Source organism: Stenotrophomonas sp. AS1, from assembly GCF_048957655.1.
Lineage (GTDB): Bacteria > Pseudomonadota > Gammaproteobacteria > Xanthomonadales > Xanthomonadaceae > Stenotrophomonas > Stenotrophomonas bentonitica_A.
Map to the genome: position 1 here is coordinate 1 of NZ_JARVXM010000008.1, position 19,643 is coordinate 19,643.

At 66.9% G+C, this 19,643-nt stretch carries 20 protein-coding genes and 1 pseudogene; 4 read left to right on the top strand and 17 right to left on the bottom strand.

Annotated features, from left to right (window positions below):
- A pseudogene (locus tag PV764_RS14580) lies at positions 1–221 on the bottom strand (efflux transporter periplasmic adaptor subunit); the annotation flags it as partial.
- Positions 222–452: 231 nt separating this feature from the next.
- On the opposite strand from PV764_RS14580, the gene PV764_RS14585 reads away from it, so the two are divergent.
- Complete coding sequence (locus PV764_RS14585; protein WP_019183678.1) at positions 453–1,121, top strand: TetR family transcriptional regulator; 669 nt, start codon at positions 453–455, stop codon at positions 1,119–1,121.
- A gap of 63 nt (positions 1,122–1,184) precedes the next feature.
- Here PV764_RS14585 and hslU read toward each other — a convergent pair whose 3' ends face one another.
- The 7 genes from hslU to PV764_RS14620 form a co-directional block, all read right to left on the bottom strand.
- Positions 1,185–2,558 carry an ATP-dependent protease ATPase subunit HslU gene (gene hslU, locus PV764_RS14590; RefSeq protein ID WP_019183677.1) on the bottom strand — a complete coding sequence of 458 codons (1,374 nt, stop codon included), beginning with the start codon at positions 2,556–2,558 and terminating at the stop codon, positions 1,185–1,187.
- A 60-nt stretch (positions 2,559–2,618) separates the two neighbouring features.
- Positions 2,619–3,170, bottom strand: a complete 552-nt coding sequence (gene hslV / locus PV764_RS14595) for an ATP-dependent protease subunit HslV (RefSeq protein ID WP_019183676.1) — start codon at positions 3,168–3,170, stop codon at positions 2,619–2,621.
- A gap of 91 nt (positions 3,171–3,261) precedes the next feature.
- Positions 3,262–4,152 (bottom strand): tyrosine recombinase XerC, encoded by an 891-nt coding sequence (gene xerC / locus PV764_RS14600; protein ID WP_421116951.1) that lies wholly within the window; start codon positions 4,150–4,152, stop codon positions 3,262–3,264.
- A 22-nt stretch (positions 4,153–4,174) separates the two neighbouring features.
- Positions 4,175–4,852 (bottom strand): DUF484 family protein, encoded by a 678-nt coding sequence (locus PV764_RS14605; protein WP_019183674.1) that lies wholly within the window; start codon positions 4,850–4,852, stop codon positions 4,175–4,177.
- Positions 4,849–5,703 carry a diaminopimelate epimerase gene (gene dapF / locus PV764_RS14610; protein ID WP_019183673.1) on the bottom strand — a complete coding sequence of 285 codons (855 nt, stop codon included), beginning with the start codon at positions 5,701–5,703 and terminating at the stop codon, positions 4,849–4,851. The genes PV764_RS14605 and dapF overlap by 4 nt, the downstream gene beginning before the upstream one ends.
- A complete protein-coding gene (gene lptM, locus PV764_RS14615) occupies positions 5,696–5,941 on the bottom strand; it encodes an LPS translocon maturation chaperone LptM (RefSeq protein WP_019183672.1) in 246 nt (81 codons plus the stop codon). Before lptM ends, dapF begins: the two co-directional genes overlap by 8 nt.
- A 226-nt stretch (positions 5,942–6,167) precedes the next feature.
- Positions 6,168–8,285 carry a S9 family peptidase gene (locus PV764_RS14620; protein WP_421116952.1) on the bottom strand — a complete coding sequence of 706 codons (2,118 nt, stop codon included), beginning with the start codon at positions 8,283–8,285 and terminating at the stop codon, positions 6,168–6,170.
- Between the two features lie 111 nt (positions 8,286–8,396).
- On the opposite strand from PV764_RS14620, the gene PV764_RS14625 reads away from it, so the two are divergent.
- Complete coding sequence (locus PV764_RS14625; protein WP_421116953.1) at positions 8,397–9,593, top strand: pyridoxal phosphate-dependent aminotransferase; 1,197 nt, start codon at positions 8,397–8,399, stop codon at positions 9,591–9,593.
- Between the two features lie 167 nt (positions 9,594–9,760).
- Here the strand turns inward: PV764_RS14625 and PV764_RS14630 are convergent, their stop codons facing one another.
- Positions 9,761–11,857: a prolyl oligopeptidase family serine peptidase gene (locus PV764_RS14630; protein ID WP_284128751.1), complete on the bottom strand. Its 2,097-nt coding sequence runs from the start codon at positions 11,855–11,857 to the stop codon at positions 9,761–9,763.
- Positions 11,858–11,891: 34 nt separating this feature from the next.
- Positions 11,892–12,218 carry a hypothetical protein gene (locus tag PV764_RS14635; protein WP_046273170.1) on the bottom strand — a complete coding sequence of 109 codons (327 nt, stop codon included), beginning with the start codon at positions 12,216–12,218 and terminating at the stop codon, positions 11,892–11,894.
- Between the two features lie 205 nt (positions 12,219–12,423).
- Here PV764_RS14635 and PV764_RS14640 point away from each other — a divergent pair, with 205 nt between their 5' ends.
- Positions 12,424–13,035: a lipocalin family protein gene (locus PV764_RS14640; protein ID WP_019183667.1), complete on the top strand. Its 612-nt coding sequence runs from the start codon at positions 12,424–12,426 to the stop codon at positions 13,033–13,035.
- Between the two features lie 9 nt (positions 13,036–13,044).
- Here PV764_RS14640 and PV764_RS14645 read toward each other — a convergent pair whose 3' ends face one another.
- The 5 genes from PV764_RS14645 to PV764_RS14665 form a co-directional block, all read right to left on the bottom strand.
- Positions 13,045–13,347, bottom strand: coding sequence for a HigA family addiction module antitoxin (locus PV764_RS14645; protein ID WP_019183666.1), 303 nt, complete (start codon positions 13,345–13,347; stop codon positions 13,045–13,047).
- Positions 13,348–13,357: 10 nt separating this feature from the next.
- The gene (locus tag PV764_RS14650; protein ID WP_399616863.1) at positions 13,358–13,636 is read right to left on the bottom strand and encodes a type II toxin-antitoxin system RelE/ParE family toxin; all 279 of its coding nucleotides are present in this window, start codon (positions 13,634–13,636) and stop codon (positions 13,358–13,360) included.
- A gap of 189 nt (positions 13,637–13,825) precedes the next feature.
- A complete protein-coding gene (locus PV764_RS14655; RefSeq protein ID WP_019183664.1) occupies positions 13,826–14,515 on the bottom strand; it encodes a methionine ABC transporter permease in 690 nt (229 codons plus the stop codon).
- Positions 14,512–15,519: a methionine ABC transporter ATP-binding protein gene (locus PV764_RS14660; RefSeq protein ID WP_019183663.1), complete on the bottom strand. Its 1,008-nt coding sequence runs from the start codon at positions 15,517–15,519 to the stop codon at positions 14,512–14,514. The genes PV764_RS14655 and PV764_RS14660 overlap by 4 nt, the downstream gene beginning before the upstream one ends.
- A 144-nt stretch (positions 15,520–15,663) precedes the next feature.
- The gene (locus tag PV764_RS14665) at positions 15,664–16,560 is read right to left on the bottom strand and encodes a DMT family transporter (protein ID WP_019183662.1); all 897 of its coding nucleotides are present in this window, start codon (positions 16,558–16,560) and stop codon (positions 15,664–15,666) included.
- Between the two features lie 77 nt (positions 16,561–16,637).
- Here PV764_RS14665 and PV764_RS14670 point away from each other — a divergent pair, with 77 nt between their 5' ends.
- Entirely contained in the window at positions 16,638–17,120 is a 483-nt protein-coding gene (locus tag PV764_RS14670) for a YajQ family cyclic di-GMP-binding protein (protein ID WP_046273152.1), read from the top strand.
- A gap of 204 nt (positions 17,121–17,324) precedes the next feature.
- Here PV764_RS14670 and PV764_RS14675 read toward each other — a convergent pair whose 3' ends face one another.
- Together PV764_RS14675 and PV764_RS14680 are read right to left on the bottom strand one after the other, a co-directional pair.
- Positions 17,325–18,425: a helix-turn-helix domain-containing protein gene (locus tag PV764_RS14675; RefSeq protein WP_421116954.1), complete on the bottom strand. Its 1,101-nt coding sequence runs from the start codon at positions 18,423–18,425 to the stop codon at positions 17,325–17,327.
- 88 nt (positions 18,426–18,513) lie between these two features.
- The gene (locus tag PV764_RS14680; RefSeq protein ID WP_019183659.1) at positions 18,514–19,641 is read right to left on the bottom strand and encodes an NAD(P)-dependent alcohol dehydrogenase; all 1,128 of its coding nucleotides are present in this window, start codon (positions 19,639–19,641) and stop codon (positions 18,514–18,516) included.
- Positions 19,642–19,643: the final 2 nt, after the last annotated feature.

Below are 19,643 nucleotides of genomic sequence, written 5' to 3' on the forward strand. Positions count from 1 at the left end.
GCCACGATGCCGTTGACCTGCGGGCGCACTTCGGCGACCAGGAAGGCGTTGGTCCGGCCCGGCAGTTCACGGGTCAGGCCGACCTGCTCGGCTTTCAGGGTGGCCACGGTGACCTGGCCAGGCCCGCCCTGTGGACCCTCCTGCTCACCACCGCCACAGGCGGACACGGTCAGGGCGATCGCGAGGGACAGCGCGAGAAGGCGGTACGGGGTTCTGGACATGGCGGTAGGGGCTCGCAGACGGAAAAGGGCGCGCCTGCAGCCCAACTTCCGATAAAAGCGAAGAATGACGACAAACAGGCAGCAAATGACGGCAAATATCCGAAACGAGACCCGCCGACATTCGCAGGCAGTCCTCGCTGAGGATCAGTGGGGCGCAAATATACATACATGCATGTTTGTTTGTAAAGCGGTACAATTCAGGCCGGTTTCATCCAGCAACTGCACAGCGCAATGGCCAGAAAAACCAAAGAAGAGGCGCAGGCCACCCGCGAGGGCATCCTCGATGCGGCGCAGGTCTGTTTCCATGAATACGGGGTCGCCGGCACCAGCCTGGCGATGATCGGCGCGCGCGCCGGATTTACCCGCGGCGCGGTGTACTGGCACTTCAAGAACAAGGCCGAAGTGCTGACCGCGATGATCGACCGCGAGCGCGTGCCGTTCATCGAGCGCATGCGCCGCACCACCTCGGCCAAGCGCAACACGCCGATCCTGGACCTGCGCTCGGCGCTGCTGGTCTCCTTCCGCGAACTAGCCGAAGACGAGCGCCTGCGCAACATGATGGAAATCATGCTACGCAACGATCTGTCAGTGGAAAGCCAGGCGATGCAGGAGCTGCAGCGCGAAGCGTCACGTGAGGAACTGGCGATCATCGCCGCCGCACTCGAGCGCGCGCGCGAGCTGGGCCAGCTGCACGACCACGCCGATGCCGAAACCGTGGCGCGCATCGTCAGCACCAGCCTGACCGGCGTGCTGTACAGCGCGATGCTGGAACCGGATCTGTTCGAGATCCAGCGCGACGGCATGCAGACGCTGGATGCGATCTTCAGTGCCTTCGTCAAACCGGGGGTGTTCACCCCGGGCGCACCGCCAACGCCATTGCCGACCGACGACGAGGTGTGAGGCAAAAAAAACGGCGACACCGAAGTGCCGCCGTTCTTCCTACCACCCGATCGTTGCGTGCCGTTACAGGATGTAGCGGCTCAGGTCCGGATCCTGCACCAGCTCGCCCAGATGCGCATCGACGTAGGCCTGGTCGATGCTGATGGTCTCGCCATCGCGATCCGGCGCTTCATAGCTCAGCGTATCCAGCAGACGCTCCAGCACGGTGTGCAGGCGGCGCGCGCCGATGTTTTCCTGGCGCTCGTTGACCTGGAACGCGATCTCGGCCAGGCGGTCCACCGCATCGACGGTGAACTTCATCGACACGCCCTCGGTCTGCAGCAGCGCTTCGTACTGCTTGGTCAGCGCAGCCTTGGGCTCGGTGAGGATGCGCACGAAGTCCTGCTTGCTCAGCGCACCCAGCTCCACGCGGATCGGGAAACGACCCTGCAGCTCCGGGATCAGATCGCTGGGCTTGGCCAGGTGGAACGCACCGGAGGCGATGAACAGGATGTGGTCGGTCTTGATCGTGCCGTACTTGGTGGAGACGTTGGAGCCTTCCACCAGCGGCAGCAGATCGCGCTGCACACCCTCGCGCGACACATCGCCCCCACCGACGTTGTCACCGCGCTTGGCGACCTTGTCGATCTCGTCGATGAACACGATGCCGTGCTGCTCGCAGGCCTCGATCGCCGCGCTGCGGATATCGTCTTCGTTGACCAGCTTGCCGGCCTCCTCCTCGACCAGCAGCGGGCGCGCCGCCTTGATCGACAGCGTGCGCTTCTGCGCCTTCGCGCCGCCCATGCTGGAGAACATCTGGCGCAGCTGCTGGCCCATTTCCTCCATGCCCGGCGGGGTCATGATGTCCATGCTCACGTTGGCCGACACTTCCAGCTCGATCTCGCGCTCGTCCAGCTCACCGTTGCGCAGCATGCGGCGGAACTTGATGCGGGTCTCGTTGTCCTGCGCGGACGGCTCATTGCGCGCGGCTTCGGCATCGAAGCCGATACCGGTGCTGCGGCGCGGCAGCAGCGCATCCAGGATGCGGTCTTCGGCGCGTTCTTCGGCCTGCGTGCGCACGCGCACCTTGGCCTGCTCGCGGTACAGCTTGACCGCGGTGTCGGCCAGGTCGCGGATGATCTGCTCCACATCCTTGCCGACATAGCCGACCTCGGTGAAACGGGTCGCTTCGACCTTGACGAACGGTGCGTTGGCCAGCGTGGCCAGGCGACGCGCGATCTCGGTCTTGCCGACGCCGGTCGGGCCGATCATCAGAATGTTCTTGGGCATCACTTCGTTGCGCAGCTCGGTCGGCAGCTGCATGCGGCGCCAGCGGTTGCGCAGCGCGATGGCGACCGCGCGCTTGGCGTCGTGCTGGCCGACGATGTGCCGGTCCAGTTCCTGCACGATTTCGCGCGGGGTCATGGTGGCGGAAGAAACTTCAATCTTGTGCGGCATGAGTGTGCTCACGGATGAATTGGGTTTTTCGAGGTTGCCGGCCAGCGGCCGGCACTACGCTTACAGTTCCTCGACCACCACGTTGCGATTGGTGTAGATGCAGATGTCGCCGGCGATGTTGATCGACTCGGTGGCGATCGTGCGGGCATCCAGTTCGGTGTGCGCCATCAGCGCGCGGGCGGCCGACAGGGCGTAGGAACCACCGGAACCGATCGCGATGATGCCGTCTTCGGGCTCGATCACATCACCGGTGCCGCTGATGATCAGCGAGGTGTCCTTGTCGGCGACGGCGAGCAATGCCTCAAGCTTGCCCAGGCGGCGCTCGGTGCGCCAATCCTTGGCCAGTTCCACCGCAGCGCGCTGCAGCTGGCCATGCTTTTCCAGCTTGGCCTCGAACAGCTCGAACAGGGTGAAGGCATCGGCGGCGGCACCGGCGAAACCGGCCAGCACCTGGCCCTCGCGACCCAGGCGGCGCACCTTGCGGGCGTTGCCCTTCATCACCGTGTGGCCAAGCGTGACCTGGCCATCGCCGGCGACGGCGACATGCCCATTGCGGCGCACCGAGATGATGGTGGTGGCATGAAATACGTTGGGGTTCTGACTGGGGTCCATGGAGCCTCCGGGGTGACAAAGACTGAGGTGGGGTCTGTGCCCGACGCTTCAACCCGCCCTGCCCTGCGCCCGGATGCCGCAGCGGATCGATTCAGCTTTCGTTGCCGCTCTTGCGCCGCTTGGCGCGCGGGTGGGCCGCATCGTAGACCTTGGCCAGGTGCTGGAAATCCAGGTGGGTGTAGATCTGCGTGGTGGCGATGTCGGCGTGACCGAGCAGCTCCTGCACGCCGCGCAGATCACCGGAGGATTCCAGGATGTGGCTGGCGAAGCTGTGCCGCAGCATGTGCGGGTGCACGTGCTTGAACAGGCCCTGGCGCTGGGCCAGTTGGCGGATGCGGATCTGCACGGCGCGCTGGGTGATCGGCCCGCCCTTGCGCCCGGGGAACACCGGCGCGGTCGCCGCGCCGCCGCTCTCGGCCCGCCAGCCCTGCAGCGCGGTGCGTGCATGCGAGCCGAACGGCACCCGGCGCTCGCGGTTGCCCTTGCCCAGCACGTTGACCAGGCCGGTATCGAAATCCAGGTCGCGCCAGATCAGCGCGCACAGCTCGCTCAGGCGCAGCCCGGAGGAATAGAACAGCTCCAGCAGCGCGCGATCGCGCAAGCCGAGCGGTGCATCGGTGGGCAGTTCGACCAGTTGCACGGCTTCATCGGCATCGAGCACCTGCGGCAGCTTGCGCGGCGCCTTGGGGGCTTTCAGGCCGGTGGCCGGGTTGGCCGCGATGCGATGGTGCTTGAGCAGCCACGCGTAGAAGCTGCGGCACGCCGAGAGCCGGCGCTGCAGCGAGGTGGGCGACAGGCCGCGCCGGTGTTCGGCCGCGATGAACTGGCGCAGCTGCGCGCTGTCGAGCGTGTCGGTGATGGCGCCCTGCCCGTCCGACCACGCCGCCAGGGCGTCCAGGTCGCGACGATAGGCATCCAGCGTGTGCGCCGACATGCGGCGCTCCACCTGCAGATGCGACAGGAAGTCCTGCGCGGTACTCACGACGGCTCCGCTCAAGGGAATGTCAGGGCGACGGGAAACGCTGCAGGGCCACGACCAGCGACTCGCCCATCATGCGCAGGAACAACGTGCCCATGCCGGGGTAGAACCGGTTGCCGTCGTGGCTGCCCACTGCGATCAGGCCGACGCCCGGCAGCGGCAGCAGCGCGCTGGACTGCACTTCCTCGGCACGCCCCGCGTACAGCACGGTATTTTTTTCCGGCTGCAGGCGGCCACAGATCGGCTCGCCGTCTTTCAGGCAATCGCGGAACACCCCCAGCAACGGGCTGCTCTCCTCGATCACCTGCAGCCACGGCGCCTGCTCCAGCCCCGCAACCGGGTGCAGCACGATCAGCCGAACCAGATCGCCAGCAAAATCTTCTTCCAGCGAGGCGGCCATCGCCCGCAGGGTATCGGCCGCCGAGTCCTGTTTCATCAGCGCCAGGGTGAGCTGGTGCGTGCGGACCGCCAAGCGCTCGTTGATCTGCGCATTGGCGGCCAGATCGGCCAGCCGCCGCGACAGCTCACGGTTCTTGTCGCGCAGCACTTCCAGCTGGTAGCTGGCCAGCGACGCGGTGGGGCCGTCATCACGCGGCACCACCAGGGTCAGGGCCAGGTCCGGGAACTGTTTCAGGAAGGTCGGATGCCGACGCAGCCAGGCGGCTACTTCGTGCGATCCGATTTTCTCGGCGGTGTCGCTCATGCGTTCCACTCTCCATCAAAGACGAAGGCTGCGGGTCCGGACATCACGATCTGTGCATCATCGGCCGGCCAGCGGATGCGCAGATCGCCACCCGGAAGCGACATCGTGGCATCGCGCTGCAGGCGACCGCGCTGCATCATCACCACGGCCGCGGCGCACGCGCCGCTGCCGCACGCCAGGGTTTCGCCGGCACCGCGCTCGTACACGCGCAGGCGCGCATGCTGCGGGCCGAGCACCTGCACGAAGCCGACGTTGACCGACTTCGGGAACGAGGCGTGCTGCTGCAGCAACGGACCCAGGCGTTCGACCGGGGCGGCATCGACCAGGCCCACTTCGATGACCGCGTGCGGATTGCCCATCGACACCGCGCCGAAACGCACCGTGTCCCCCTGCAGCGGCAAGAGATACTCTTCGCGGGCGCGGGCGAAGCCGATCAGCGGCACGTTCTCCGGCTCGAAACGCGGTACGCCCATCGCCACCGCATACTGGTCTTCGCCCAGGCGCTCAACCGCGTGCGTGGTGACCGGGCTGTCGATCGCGAACGTGGTGCCAGTGGCTGCACCATCGCGCACCAGCCAGGCAGCGACGCAGCGCGCGCCGTTGCCACACTGCTCCGAACGGCTGCCGTCGGCATTCCAGATCCGGTAGGAGGCCACCGAGCCCTCGGCCTTGGGCGGTTCGATGGTCAGGATCTGGTCGCAACCCACGCCGGTATGGCGATCGGCCAGGCGCGCGGCCAGTGCGGCGTCCGGCGGTGCGCTGCCATCGCGCAGGTCCAACACCACGAAATCATTGCCGGCGCCATGCATCTTGGTGAAACGCAGCGCCGCGGACGTGCTTGCCTTACTCATTCCCGTCATTGGCCTTCAGCGCCGGGGCTTCAACGGGATCGGGAACCACCGGGGAATCGGTATCGGCATCGGCGGCCGGCGGCGTGGCGTCGTCGGCGGCCGGTTCGACCAGTTGTTCTTCGACCGGGACCGGCTTCTGCGGCAGGACCAGCGGGCCCTTGTTGCCACAGGCCGACAGCACCAGCAGCGCCGAGGCGGCCAGCGTCAGGGAGATGAGGGTACGGGGGGATGTCTTCATGCCCTGAGTATAGCCGCGCCCTTTGGGCGCTTGGGTGCTGGCTGGATGAACAGGCCGCGCAGAAATCGCGCCCTTGGAAGCCCCCCGGCAGTGCCGGCGCTGGCCGGCAGCCCCGCACCTCCTCCTCCTGCTGGGCCCAGGCGGTGCCGGCCAGCGGCCGGCACTACCGGAGCGGTTGACGATCCTTCGCCGGGCAGCGGCGATCGTCGTCCTCCGGCGGCTGCCATTACGGAGTCCGGGTCACGCCCAGCTGGTCGAGCACGAACGCATACGACTCGGCCAGCTCGTGATAGCGCTGGAAGCGGCCGGATTTGCCACCGTGGCCGGCTTCCATGTTGGTACGGAAGACGATCGGGAAGTGACCGGTGTTGTCATCGCGCAGCTTGGCCACCCACTTGGCCGGCTCCCAGTACTGCACCTGCGAATCCCACAGCCCGGTGCCGACATACAGGGCCGGATAGGGCTGCTTGGCGACGTTGTCGTACGGCGAGTACTTCAGCATGTAGTCGTAGTACTCGCGCTGCTCGGGGTTGCCCCACTCGTCGTACTCGTTGGTCGTCAGCGGGATGCTGGCATCGAGCATGGTGGTGACCACATCCACGAACGGCACCTGGGCGACCATCACGCGGTAGTCCTGCGGTGCCTGGTTGGCGACCGCGCCCATCAGCAGGCCACCGGCGCTGCCACCGGAGGCGGCGACGCGATCCTTGGCGGCATAGCCGAGGCGGACCAGTTCGCGGGTGACATCGATGAAATCGTTGAAGGTGTTCTGCTTCTTGAGCAGCTTGCCGTCCTCATACCACGCACGGCCCATTTCCTGGCCGCCGCGGATGTGCGCGATGGCATACACCACGCCACGGTCGAGCAGGCTGACCACCGTCTGGTTGAAGCCCGGATCCATCGACATGCCGTAGCTGCCGTAGGCGTACTGGTACAGCGCGCCGGTGCCGTCCTTCTTGAAACCGTTGCGGTAGACCAGCGACACCGGCACCTTGACGCCATCGCGGGCCGTCACCCACACACGCTCGGTGGTGTACTGCGACGGGTCATAGCCGATCACCGGCTGCTGCTTGAGCTGGCGACGCTCACCGGTGACGGTGTTGAGCTCGTAGGTGGTGGTCGGGGTGGTCAGCGAGGTGTAGGCGTACCGCAGCCACGGCGTATCGTGTTCGCTGTTGGCGGCCAGCCCCATCGAATAGGCCGGCTCGTCGGCCTTGACGTAGTCCTGGCGGCCATCCGGGAACAGCAGGCGCACGCGCTCCAGGCCATTGGAGCGCTCGGCGATCGCGGTGAAGCCATCGAACAGCTCGAAGCCTTCGATCAGCACCGCATCATCGTGCGCGACCCAGTCTTTCCACTGGCTGCGCGTGGTGGCATCGCTGGGCGCGGTGACGATCTTGAAGTTCTTCGCATCAGCATCGTTGGTGCGGATCACCCAGCGGCCGTTGAAGTGGTCGGCGTCGTATTCCACGTCGCGTGCACGCGGTGCCAGCACCTTGAACGCCTGCGGATCGGCGGCCGGGGCGTAGCGCGTTTCCGAGCTGACCGTGCTGTGCAGTTCGATGGTCAGGAAACGATCATCGCGGGTGCGGCCGACGCCCATGTAGAAGCTGTCGTCCTTCTCTTCGTAGACCAGCACGTCACTGCTGGCCGGGGTGCCCAGAACGTGCTTTTTCACGCGCACGGTGAGCAGCGTTTCCGGATCGTTCTCGACGTAGAACAGGGCGCGGTTGTCATCGGCCCAGACCACGTTGGGCGAGACGTTCTCGATACGGTCCGGCAGCACTTCACCGGTGCGCAGGTCCTTGAAACGGATCACGTACTGGCGTCGGCCCACATCATCTTCGGCCCAGGCCAGCAGATGGTTGTCCTGGCTGACATCGGCATCGCCCACGTTGAAGTAGCCCTTGCCCTCGGCCATCGTGTTGATGTCGAGCAGGATTTCTTCCGGCGCCTCCATGCTGCCCTTGCGGCGTGCCTGGATCGGGTAGTCCTTGCCGGTTTCAAAGCGGGTGTAATACCAGTAGCCGCGGTCACGCGAGGGCACGCTGGCATCGTCCTGCTTGATGCGGGCGACGATCTCCTTGTACAGCGTGTCTTCCAGCGGCTTGAGCGGCGCCACGACCTGGTCGGTATAGGCATTCTCCGCGTTCAGGTACGCCAGCATTTTCGTGTCTTCGCGCTTGTCGTCGCGCAGCCAGTAGTAATCATCGCTGCGGGTCGCGCCAAAGGGAGCCTTCACCGTGTGCGGGTGCTTCTCGGCGTCGGGCGGGGTCAGCGCGGGGGCGGCGTGCACGTTGGAGGTCATGAGGCTGGCAACCAGTAAACAAAGGGCGGGTTTCACGAGATAAGGCTCCTGGCCGGGGAATGCAATGGCGTCCGTGTCCGTGCAGTCTGTGCCGCCGGGTGGGCCAGCAGCAAGCCTGTCGTTGGTCACTGCGCCTATCATCAGGCCATGGATACTTCCCGCACGCCCCCGACCGGCACCGGCTACAGCCGCCGCAGCCAGGAAATCGAACCCTTCCACGTGATGTCGCTGCTGGCCCGCGCGCAGGCGCTGGAGCAGGCCGGCCACGATGTGATCCACCTGGAGATCGGCGAGCCGGACTTCACCACCGCCGCCCCGATCGTGCGCGCCGGCCAGGCGGCACTGGCGGCCGGGCACACGCGCTATACCGCCGCCCGCGGGCTGCCTGCGCTGCGCGAGGCGATTGCCGGGTTCTACCAGGATCGCTACCAGGTGCAGATCGACCCCCAGCGGATCCTGGTCACCCCGGGTGGCTCGGGCGCGTTGCTGCTGGCCAGCAGCCTGCTGGTCGATCCCGGCAAACACTGGTTGCTGGCCGATCCGGGCTACCCGTGCAACCGGCACTTCCTGCGCCTGGTGGAAGGAGCCGCGCAGCTGGTACCGGTCGGCCCGGAAACGGCGTACCAGCTCACGCCGGAACTGGTGGCACGGCAATGGAACGCCGAGAGTGTCGGCGCCCTGGTCGCCTCCCCGGCCAACCCGACCGGAACCGTGCTTTCCGCTGCGCAACTGGACGCGCTGTCGAAGTCACTGAAGTCGCGTGGCGGGCACCTGGTGGTGGATGAGATCTACCACGGCCTCACCTACGGGATGGACGCGGCCAGCGTGCTGCAGGTCGACGATGACGCCTTCGTGCTCAACAGCTTCTCCAAGTATTACGGGATGACCGGCTGGCGACTGGGCTGGCTGGTCGCGCCGCCGCAGGCGGTGAAGGAGCTGGAGAAGCTGGCGCAGAATCTGTACATCAGCGCCTCCAGCATCGCCCAGCATGCGGCGCTGGCGTGTTTCGAGCCGGAATCGATCGCGATTTTCGAGCAGCGCCGCGCGGCATTCCGCGAGCGCCGCGATTACCTGCTGCCGGCGCTGCGGGCGCTCGGCTTCCGGATCGAAGTGGAACCGGAAGGCGCGTTCTATCTCTACGCCGATGTGAGTGCGTTCACCGGGGATGCGCAGGCCTTCTGTGCGCATTTCCTGGAAACCGAGCATGTCGCGTTCACCCCGGGCCTGGACTTCGGGCACCACCGCGCCAACGCGCACGTGCGGCTGGCCTACACGCAGGAAGTGCCACGCCTGGAAGAGGCGGTGCGGCGGATCGCGCGTGGGCTGGAGACGTGGGTGCGTTGAGCGACCCCTGAAAAAAAACGCCACGCATCGCTGCGTGGCGCTGAAAATGGGGTGGAGCCAACCTGACGCCCCACCACCCGGAGTCCGCTCCAGGGGGCTACAACGTCTGCGGCAGGCTCACTCCCTGCCGGCTGCTCGACTGCCCCTGGCCGTCGAGCAACCCGAGCTTACTTGGAGAGCTGCTCCCACAGGAAGCTGTAGGCCAAAGCCGACATGTGCGCGGCCTGCGCGTTGTTCGCCGCGCCGCCGTGGCCACCTTCGATGTTCTCGTAGTAGGTCACGTCCTTGCCGGCGTCGATCATCATGGCCGCCATCTTGCGGGCGTGTGCCGGATGCACGCGGTCATCGCGCGTGGAGGTGGTGAACAGCACCGGCGGGTACGTCTTCTTCGCATCGAACAGGTGGTACGGCGAGAAGGTCTTGATGAACTCCCAATCGGCCGTGTCCGGATTGCCGTATTCGGCCATCCACGAGGCGCCGGCCAGCAGGTGGCTGTAGCGCTTCATGTCCAGCAGCGGCACCTGGATCACCACCGCACCGAACAGTTCCGGGTACTGGGTCAGCATGTTGCCGGTGAGCAGGCCACCGTTGCTGCCGCCCTGCACGCCCAGGTGCTTGGCCGAGGTGATCTTGCGGCTGGCCAGGTCGCGGGCGACCGCGGCCATGTCTTCATAGGCCTTGTGCCGGTTCTGCTTGAGCGCCGCCTGGTGCCAGCGCGGACCGTACTCGCCACCGCCACGGATGTTGGCGACCACGTACACGCCGCCCTTCTCCAGCCATGCGCGGCCCATGCCACCGGAGTAGGACGGGGTCAGCGAGATCTCGAAGCCGCCATAGCCGTACAGCAGGGTCGGGTTGGAACCGTCCAGCTTCATGTCCTTGCGGTGCACCACGAAGTACGGCACGCGGGTGCCATCCTTGCTGGTGGCGAAGTGCTGCTCGATCACCTTGCCATCGGCATCGAAGAACGCCGGCATGGTCTTGAGCACTTCAGGCTGCTTGCCGATCTCGGCGATGGCCAGAGTGGTCGGGGTCAGGTAATCGGTGACAGTCATCCATACCGCATCGCTGTCGTCGGCATCCACCGCGCTGACAGCCACGGTGCCGAACGACGGCGCGCCGGTGAAGGCACTCGTCTTCCAGCCACTGTCGGTGGGGGTCAGCACGCTCAGGCGGCTCTTGACGTCGTCCAGCACGTTCAGGACCAGGTGGTTCTTCGTCCAGCTGGTGCCGGCCAGCGAGGTGGTGTCGGTCGGGGCGAACAGCACGTCGAAGTCGCGCTTGCCGGCGAGGTAATCGTCCAGCCTGGTGGCCAGCAGCGAACCGGCCGCATAGGTCTTGCCACCCACGGTCCACGGCTCGCGCAGCTCCAGGGTCAGCCACTGCTTGCGCAGGCCCTTCTCCGCCGAGTTCGGCGCATCGATCCTGGTCAGCGTGCCGTCGTCGGCGCGCAGGAAGATCTCGTTGTTGTAGAAGGCCAGCGTACGGCTGACCAGGTTGCGCTCGTAACCGGGGGTATCGTCGTGCATGGCCGCGATGTACATGTCATCGGGCTTGCCTTCATAGACCACCGAAGCCGAGGCCATCGGCGTGCCACGCTTCCACAGCTTGGCCACCCGCGGGTAACCGGAAGTGGTCATCGTGCCGGTGCCGAAATCGGTGTAGACGAAGACCGTGTCGCGGTCGATCCAGTTCAGGCCACCTTTGGACTCGGGGCGGAAGAAACCGTCCTTGATCCAGGTCTTGTTGGCCAGGTCGAACTCGCGGGTGACGTCGGCATCGGCGCCGCCGCGCGAGAGCGCGATCAGGCAGCGCGAATAGTCCGGGCGCAGGCAGTCGGCGCCGTGCCAGACCCAGTTTTCGCCCTCGGCCTTGTTCAGCGCATCCAGATCCAGCACGGTTTCCCACTGCGGCGAGGCCTTGCGGTACTCGGCCAGCGTGGTGCGGCGCCACAGGCCGCGCTCGTGCTGCTTGTCCTTCCAGAAGTTGTAGTAGTAATCGCCGATCTTCTGTACGCCGGGAATCTTGGCGTCCGAATCGAGCACCTCGCGGATGCTGGTCTCCATCTGCTTGAACGCCGGAGTCGAGGCCAGGCGGCCTTCGGACGTGGCGTTCTGCGCTTTGACCCAGGCCAGCGGCTTGTCGCCGGTGACATCTTCAAGCCAGGCGTACTTGTCCGCGGGGGCGTCAGCGGCCATGGCGGTTCCCGCCGCGCTGGCGGAGATCAGACCTGCCACCAGGCAGGCGGAAGCGAATCGTGACATTGCAGCTCCAAGCATTCATAGCCTTGGGACGCTATCACACCGTCTGGCTGCGGCTCACGTGTCGAAGGTCAGGCCGGGCCGGTCGCGGCAGCGGGCGACCGCGGCGCCGCGCCTGCGGCCCACGACGGCGGCGGGCGGTCCGGGTGAGCAGGCCCGGCAGCGGCAGGCGGAAGCGATGCAGGCTCCACCAGGCCACCAGGGGCATGCCGACCAGCCACAGCGGCAGCCAGCCGATCCACTCGCTGTGGCCCCGTGCGGCGGGCCAGACCAGGACCAGGGCGACCCCGGCCAGGGCGGCCTGCCTGACGCAGCGCAGCACGCGCGGATCGGGACGGTCGGACGAACGCGGGGAAGACGACAGGGTCATGACACAGCTCCGTGCGAAAGTGATGCGTCACCTTGCCGCGCGGCCATCTCACCGGCTGCGACCTTGTCGGCCGGTCGCGGCAGCAAGGACCTCCGGCGCCGAGGCTGCATGAATCGGTCACGCAACCGCCGCGCCGCCATTGACGTTCTCTGCTGTCCCACCCACCATGCCCCTGCCAGCCACTGGAGCCACCCGCCGCATGTCTTCGAACCGCCCGCTTCGCGCTGTCCTGTTGGTCTCCTCGCTGGCGTTGCTGTCAGCCTGTGCGTTCCGTCATGAGACCAAACCGGACCCCGCGCCGACGCCGGTCGCGGTCGACAGCGCCGCGGCGCCGATCGACCTGCAGCGGTTCATGGGCACCTGGTACGTGATCGGCCGCGTGCCGAACCCGATCGAGCGCGGCCACGTCGCCAGCGTCAATGAGTTCCGCCTGCGCGGAGACCAGAAGGTGTCGATCAGATACCGCTACCGCGACGGCTTCTCCGAACCGCAGCAGGAACTGACCGTCCGCGCCTCGGTGGACGAGAAGAGCGGCAACCACAACTGGCGCACCTGGTTCTACAAGATCGTGCCGACCCACACCCGCGTGCTGGAAGTCGCGCCGGACTATTCGTGGGCGATGCTGGGTTACCCGGGCCGCGAGATGGCCTGGATCTTCGCGCGCCAGCCGGACATGGACAAGGAGCTCTACAAAGAGCTCGCCACCCGCCTGCGTGACGATTACGGGGTCAACACCGACAAGCTCAAGCGCGTGCCGCAGCACCCCGAGCAGGTGGACCGGCTGGGCTTTGAAGTGCCAAACGTCCGGTAAGGGCGGCGCTCAGGCGGCCTCGCGCGGCTGCACCCTGCGCTCGATTTCCTGACGGGTCGGCAGCGTCTTCAGATCGTACTCGGCCTGGAGGGCCAGCCACGACGCGGCGTCCCCGCCGAAATGACGCGCCAGGCGCACTGCGGTATCGGCCGTTACGCCACGGGTTTCATGCACGATGGCGTGCAATCGCGTCGGCGGCACATCCAAGGCCCGTGCCAGCGCAGTAATGCTCAGCTGCAACGGCAGCAGAAACTCCTCGCGCAGGATTTCGCCCGGATGGACGGCCCTGAGGTTGTTGATGGGGCGGCTCATGGATGGCACCTCAGTGGTAATCGACGATCTCGACATCACGCGGACCGTTGTCGGTCCAGACAAAACACAACCGCAACTGCGCGTTGATGCGGATGCTGTGTTGCCCGCGTCGATCACCGCACAGCGTTTCGAGCCGATTTCCGGGCGGGCTGCGCAGGAACTGCAGGGTCTGTGCAGCATCCAGCATCTGCAGCTTGCGCTCGGCCAGTGACTGGAACGCACGGAATTGGCGCGGGCATCGCCCCGCAAACAGCGCGAGCGTGTGGCGGCATCGGAAGGAGTGAATCATTCCGCACAGCGTATTACGCCAAACGGAATATAACACAGCTCCCCGTCACGCAATGGTGCGTTGGTCGATCACCTGATCAATCGAATCAGCGCGTGCTGCCGCCCCGGCACTCCCTTGGGCGGCACGACCTGAGGCCATGCCCGGTCGCCGCTGGGCATGGCGTACCGACCAACGGTCGGTACCGACCGGTTATTTCCGGCTGTAGTGCGAGACCAGCCGGTCGCCGATCATCTGCAGGATCTGCACCAGCACCAGCAGCAACACCACGGTGACCAGGGCCACGTCGGTGTGCGAGCGCTGGTAGCCATCGCGGAACGCCAGGTCGCCCAGGCCGCCCGAGCCGATCGCACCGCCCATCGCGGTGAAGCCGATCAGCGCGATCACCGTGACGGTGGCACCGGCAATCAGGCCCGGCCGCGCTTCGGGCAGCAGCACCCGGGTGACCAGCTGCCAGGTGGTGGCGCCCATCGCCTGGGTCGCCTCGATCACCCCGCGGTCCACTTCACGCAGCGCGGTCTCGACCAGACGTGCATAGAACGGTGCCGCGCCGATCACCAGCGGCACGATCGCGCCACGGACGCCCAGCGAGGTGCCCATCATCCACAGCGTGAGCGGGATCAGCACGATCATCAGGATGATGAAGGGCACCGAGCGCAGCAGGTTCACCAGCAGCGCGAGCGAACCGTACAGCACCGGCTTGCGGTGCAGCTGCGGCGAGCCGGTCAGGAACAGCAGCACGCCCAGCGGCAGGCCGATCAACAGCGTCAGCGGCAGCGAGCCGCCGAGCATCAGCAGGGTATCCAGCGTGGCCTGGCCGATGTCAGCCCATTTGCCGGCGTCGAGGTGGCGGAAGAACCCGCCTGCGGTGGCCAGGATCATCGGCGCAGCTCCTCAAGATGGACACCGGCGGCAACGAAGCCCGCCTGCGCGGCCTGTACGTCGCCCCCGACCAGCGACACGGTCAGCTGGCCATACGGGGTGTCCTTGATCCGGTCGATGCGACCGGACAGGATGTTGTAGTCCACGCCGGTCTCGCGCGCGATGCGCCCCAGCAGCGGTTCATAGGTATCGGCGCCGAGGAAGGTCAGGCGCACGATGCGACCGGCCACCGCCTCGAAATCCTTGTGCAGCTCGCCCTCGTCGACCTGCTCGGACTCGCTGACGAAGCGGCGGGTGGTCGGGTGCTGCGGGTGCAGGAACACCTCGGTGACCGGGCCGGTCTCGACCAGGTGGCCGGCATCGAGCACGGCCACGCGGTCGCAGACACGGCGGATCACGTCCATCTCGTGGGTGATCAGCACGATGGTCAGGCCCAGCTCGCGGTTGATCCTGCCCAGCAGCTTGAGCACCGAGGCGGTGGTCTGCGGGTCCAGCGCGCTGGTGGCCTCATCGCACAGCAGGATCTGCGGGCGGGTGGCCAGCGCGCGGGCGATGCCGACGCGCTGCTTCTGGCCGCCGGACAGCTGCGCCGGGTACTTGTTGGCGTGCGCTTCCAGGCCGACCGTGTGCAGCAGTTCGTCCACGCGCGCATCGATCTCCGCGCGCGGCGTGCCGGCCAGCTCCAGCGGGAAGGCGACATTGGCCGCCACGGTGCGCGAGGACAGCAGGTTGAAGTGCTGGAAGATCATGCCGATCTTCCGGCGCAGCACGCGCAACCCCTCGGCGTCGAGTGCGGTGACGTCTTCGCCATTGATCAGCAGGCGGCCACCGGTGGGCTCCTCCAGCCGGTTGATCAGGCGGATCAGGGTCGATTTGCCCGCGCCGGAATGGCCGATGATGCCGAACACTTCGCCGGCCTCGATGGTCAGGTCCAGCGGCTGCAGCGCGGCAATCGCGCGGCCGCCGACGGCATAGGATTTGTGCAGGCGCTGGAACTCGATCACTTCGCGGTCAACCGGGGCATCGACGGGAGGGGGCGTGCAGCCTACCAGCGCGGGGCGGCCCTGGCCCGTGCGGTTGCGCGGAATGATATTCCGTTTGGTTCTAAGGGAACGTGATCCGGTCGGCCTGGCGGGCGCCTGCCGGGCTCAGGGATGATCCAGCGGCCTGGGCGGCTCGACCCGGCGGACCCGCTCGCGGTGAAGCAGGTACAGGCCCGAGGCCACGATGATGGCTGCGCCCAGCCAGGTCACCTGGTCGGGCAGCACGCCCCAGAACAACAGGTCCCAGCCGATCACCCAGACCAGCCCGGTGTATTCCAGCGGCGCGATCATCGAGGCTTCGCCCAGCTGGAAGGCCCGGGTCAGGGCGACCTGCCCCCCTGCCCCGGCCAGGCCCATGCCCGCGATCAGGGCCGCGTGGCCCAGCTGCAGCGGCTGCCAGTCCGGGATCGCGAGCAGGCCGGCGCCGACGGCCATGATCACCAGGAACCACACCACCATCGACTGCGGGGTATCGGTCCGGGTCAGCATGCTGACCGTGATCGCGGCCAGCGCATAGGCGGTGGCCGCCAGCAGCACCATCAGGCCGGGGAAGGAGATGATCCCGCCAACGCCGGGGCGCAGCACCACCAGCACGCCGATCAGGCCGATGCCGATGGCGATCCAGCGGCGCGGGCCGACGTGCTCGCCGAGCAGCGGTACCGAGAGCGCGGCGATCAGCAGCGGGGCGACGAAGTAGATGGTGTAGGCGGTGGACAGCGGCAGGCTGCGCAGCGCGTAGACGAAGCAGCCGATCATCGCCATGCCGAGCACGCCGCGCAGCAGGTGCAGGCCCCAGCGCCTGGGCACCAGCGAGCGCGGGCCGGCCGTGGCCAGCACCCAGACCAGCACGAACGGCAGCGACGCCGCGCCGCGCAGGAAGGTGACCTGCAGGGTGGGATAGCTGGCCGACAGCTGCTTCATGCCGGCATCCATCAGCGAGAAGCAGGCCACGGCCATGAGCATCCAGGCGACGGCGCGGGTGGGGGAGCGTTGCGTGTTCATGACCCATTATCGCCGGGTTGGCCGGGCCGTCCATGGTGGGTTGGTAGAATGGGGTATTCACCCGCTGGAGTTTTCCGATGCCCTCTTTTGACGTTGTTTCCGAAGTCGACACCCACGAGCTGACCAACGCGGTCGATCAGGCCAACCGCGAGTTGTCCACGCGCTTCGATTTCAAGGGGGTGGACGCCAAGTTCGTGCTGGAGGACGGCGTGATCAACCAGTCCGCGCCGAGCGATTTCCAGTTGCAGCAGATGACGGACATCCTGCGCCAGCGCTTGATCGCGCGGAAGATCGATGCGGCGTGCCTGGAGTTCGGTGATATCGAGACGAATCTGGCCGGTGCGCGGCAGAAGATCACGGTCAAGCAGGGTATCGAGCAGAAGGTGGCCAAGAAGATCGCGGCGAAGATCAAGGAGGCCAAGTTGAAGGTGGACAGCCAGATCAATGGCGACAAGCTGCGGGTGACGGGCAAGAAACGCGATGATCTGCAGGATGCGATGGCGCTGCTGCGGAAGGAGACCTTCGAGGTTCCGCTGCAGTTCGATAATTTCCGCGATTGATCTTGGCCGAAGGGCTGTAGCGAAGAGCGCTGGCGATTCTTTGCTGGTGTGCTGCGTCGGCGGATGGGCGGGCAAAGCGGTCGTGCCCGCCGCTGCCGGCGACCAGGCGATATCCCATCGGTAGTGCCGGCCGCTGGCCGGCAACCTCGTTGCGCAGATCGAAAAGGTGCGGCTTCCGGCGCGTGTACCGCCGGGCGCGGGTCACTACGCGCGAATCAGCTTGTACAGGGTGGTGCGTGAGATGCCGAGATGGCGCGCGGCGGCGCTGACATTCCCCTGGTGGGCGGCCACGGCGTCGCGGACGTGCTGGGTGTTCTGCGCACGCAGCGAGGCATTGGCGGCGTTGACGGGCTGTGCGTCGAGCTTGCGGCTGGCATGCGGTGCGAGGGGTCCGCGCAGGTACTGGACATGCACGGCCGTGTCTTCGTCCAGGCGGACGCGGTGGGCCGGGCCGGTCTGCAGGAGGCGGCGGCGCTGGTGGACGCTGGCGCCGGCGAACAGGCCTTCGAGGGTGAGCAGAGGCAAGGGCCCGCGGCGCGGGAGTCCGAACAGGCGGCGGGCCACGCGGTTGGCGGCGCGGACGCGTCCGTCTTCTTCGATGGCCAACAGCCCCTGCAGGGGGGAGTGCAGCCAGCGTGCGTCGTGCTGGACGGCCAGCAGATGACAGGGGCGGTGGTCCTGCATCAGCCGGTTTTCGGCGGAAAGGGCGGCCTGGCGGAAGTAGCCGTGCAGCAGCTCGGCATCGCGCTCGCCGGTGCCGGTGATGTCCAGGGCCCCCAGCACTTCACCATCCAGCCCATGCAGAGGCACGCTCAGGCAGAACACGGTGGCGAAGCGATCCAGGTAGTGTTCGTTGCCGCGCACAAGCGCGGGCGCGTCTTCGGCCAGGCTGCAGGCCGGTGCCGTGGTGCCGATGTCGATTTCGCGCAGGCGGCGGCCGATCTGGATCGGGCGCAGCACCGGCACGTCGGCCAGGCCATGTTCGCGCTGGGCGACAACCAGACCCTCGGCGTTGACGCAGAACAGGGTCCATTGGCGGCCACCGAACGCCGCCCAGAGGTGGTCCATGTCCTCGCGCACGCAGCGCGCGAGGCGGCGGTCGGCCGGGTCGTCCAGACGGGTGGCGCCCGCGGCAAGGGGCGCGTAGTACGGCGCCTGCCGCGGCTGTACGCCGGCCTGGCGCGAACGCTCCCAGGAGCGCAGTACCGGCGGGCTGACCACGCTGTCCATCAGCGCGCCGCCCTCGGCAAAGCGCTGACGGGCGGCGGCCAATACCTGCTGCTGTTCCAGAACCATCGCGGCCATCGGTCGATCTCCACCTCGGACCGACAGGCTACTCCGGCAAAGCTGACTGCTGCGTCGTCGCAGGCACGCATGCCTGCGACGGAGCGTTTCACCCGCCGATGGTCAGGATCGGCTTGAGCGTGACGCCGCGGGTGCTGTCCTCGGCGGCCTGGTTGATCTGGTCCAGCGGGTAGAACTTTACCAGTTTGTCGAACGGGAAGCGGCCCTGCTGGTACAGCTGCACCAGCTGCGGGATGAACACCTTCGGCACGCTGTCGCCTTCGACGATGCCGCGGATGCTGCGCCCGCCCAGCAGCAGGTTGTTGACGTCGAACTCGGCCTTGGTGCCCAGCTTCGGGGCGCCGACCACGCCGATCACGCCCATCCCCCCAAGCGCCTCGATGCCCTGTGCCAGCACGTCCGGGCGCCCGGTGGATTCCAGGGCGAAGTTGGCCCCACCGCCGGTGATCTCGCGCACGGCGTCGACGACGTCGACCTCGCGGCTGTTGATCACATGGGTGGCGCCGAGTTCCTTGGCCAGTTCCAGGCGCGACGGCACCACATCGATGGCGATGATCGTGGTCGCACCGGCCACGCGCGCGGCCATCACCGCGCTCAGGCCGACCGCCCCGGCACCGAAGCTGGCGAAGCTGCTGCCGGCGGTGACCTTGAGCGAGTTGATCACGGCACCGGCACCGGTCTGGATGCCGCAGCCGAGCGGGCCGAGCAGTTCGATCGGCGCATCGTCAGGCACCTTGATCGCGTTGTTTTCGCGGCTCAGTGCGTAGGTGGCGAACGAAGACTGCGCGAAGAAATGATCGTGCAGCGGCTTGCCGTCCGGGTCCTGGATCGCGGTGGAACCGTCCAGCGCACCGCCGCCGAAGTTCAGGCCGAAGAAGTCCTTGCAGTACGCGCCGTGGCCGCCGCTGCAGGGATTGCAGTGGCCGCAGGCGCCGTAGGTCAGCACGACATGGTCACCGACCTTGAGGTCTTTCACGCCCGGGCCGAGTGCTTCGACGATGCCTGCACCTTCATGGCCGAGCACCGCCGGCAGCGGCACGGGATAGTACTGGTCACGCACGATCAGGTCGGTATGGCACAGGCCGGTGGCGACTACGCGCACCAGCACTTCATCGTCTTGCGGCCCACGGATGCGCGCCTTCTCGATCGTGAAAGGCTGTTCTTTTTCGCGCACCACGGCCACGGTGATATCGCGCAGTTCTGCTGTTGCGGTCATGA

Bases quoted from the DNA above. Each gene is read 5' to 3' on its own strand.
- PV764_RS14650 (WP_399616863.1), bottom strand. From the start codon at position 13,636: ATGATTCACTCCTTCCGATGCCGCCACACGCTCGCGCTGTTTGCGGGG.
- PV764_RS14665 (WP_019183662.1), bottom strand. From the start codon at position 16,560: ATGAACACGCAACGCTCCCCCACCCGCGCCGTCGCCTGGATGCTCATG.
- lptM (WP_019183672.1), bottom strand. From the start codon at position 5,941: ATGAAGACATCCCCCCGTACCCTCATCTCCCTGACGCTGGCCGCCTCG.
- PV764_RS14625 (WP_421116953.1), top strand. From the start codon at position 8,397: ATGGATACTTCCCGCACGCCCCCGACCGGCACCGGCTACAGCCGCCGC.
- PV764_RS14655 (WP_019183664.1), bottom strand. From the start codon at position 14,515: ATGATCCTGGCCACCGCAGGCGGGTTCTTCCGCCACCTCGACGCCGGC.
- dapF (WP_019183673.1), bottom strand. From the start codon at position 5,703: ATGAGTAAGGCAAGCACGTCCGCGGCGCTGCGTTTCACCAAGATGCAT.
- hslV (WP_019183676.1), bottom strand. From the start codon at position 3,170: ATGGACCCCAGTCAGAACCCCAACGTATTTCATGCCACCACCATCATC.
- PV764_RS14680 (WP_019183659.1), bottom strand. From the start codon at position 19,641: ATGACCGCAACAGCAGAACTGCGCGATATCACCGTGGCCGTGGTGCGC.
- PV764_RS14675 (WP_421116954.1), bottom strand. From the start codon at position 18,425: ATGGCCGCGATGGTTCTGGAACAGCAGCAGGTATTGGCCGCCGCCCGT.
- PV764_RS14630 (WP_284128751.1), bottom strand. From the start codon at position 11,857: ATGTCACGATTCGCTTCCGCCTGCCTGGTGGCAGGTCTGATCTCCGCC.
- PV764_RS14605 (WP_019183674.1), bottom strand. From the start codon at position 4,852: ATGAGCGACACCGCCGAGAAAATCGGATCGCACGAAGTAGCCGCCTGG.
- PV764_RS14585 (WP_019183678.1), top strand. From the start codon at position 453: ATGGCCAGAAAAACCAAAGAAGAGGCGCAGGCCACCCGCGAGGGCATC.
- PV764_RS14645 (WP_019183666.1), bottom strand. From the start codon at position 13,347: ATGAGCCGCCCCATCAACAACCTCAGGGCCGTCCATCCGGGCGAAATC.
- hslU (WP_019183677.1), bottom strand. From the start codon at position 2,558: ATGCCGCACAAGATTGAAGTTTCTTCCGCCACCATGACCCCGCGCGAA.
- PV764_RS14640 (WP_019183667.1), top strand. From the start codon at position 12,424: ATGTCTTCGAACCGCCCGCTTCGCGCTGTCCTGTTGGTCTCCTCGCTG.
- PV764_RS14670 (WP_046273152.1), top strand. From the start codon at position 16,638: ATGCCCTCTTTTGACGTTGTTTCCGAAGTCGACACCCACGAGCTGACC.